1 pseudogene is annotated in these 301 nt (G+C 74.8%); it reads left to right on the forward strand.

What is annotated here, in order from left to right:
- Positions 1–61: 61 nt before the first annotated feature.
- Positions 62–301, forward strand: a pseudogene (locus tag C7C46_RS33540) (spermine synthase); the annotation flags it as partial.

Below are 301 nucleotides of genomic sequence, written 5' to 3' on the forward strand. Positions count from 1 at the left end.
GCCACGGGGTGCTGCCATGGCCTCGTGCCACGGCGTCATGCCGCGCCCTTAAGCTGCGGGCATGCCCAACGACCCCGCCGAGCCGCTGCCGGTCCTGCGCGAGACGGCCTTCGGCACCGCCAAGCTGATGCCCGACCTGGACTGCCCGGGCGGCTGGCGGCTCACCATGGACGGCACCCCGCAGTCCTACGTGGACCTGACGCACCCGCAGCACCTCGAGTTCGAGTACACCCACCGCCTCGGCCACCGGGCCGACACCGTCGCCCCGCCCGGCCCGCCGCTGGCCGTCCTGCACCTGGGC

Origin of the sequence: Streptomyces tateyamensis, from assembly GCF_003205575.1 — a bacterium.
Lineage (GTDB): Bacteria > Actinomycetota > Actinomycetes > Streptomycetales > Streptomycetaceae > Kitasatospora > Kitasatospora tateyamensis.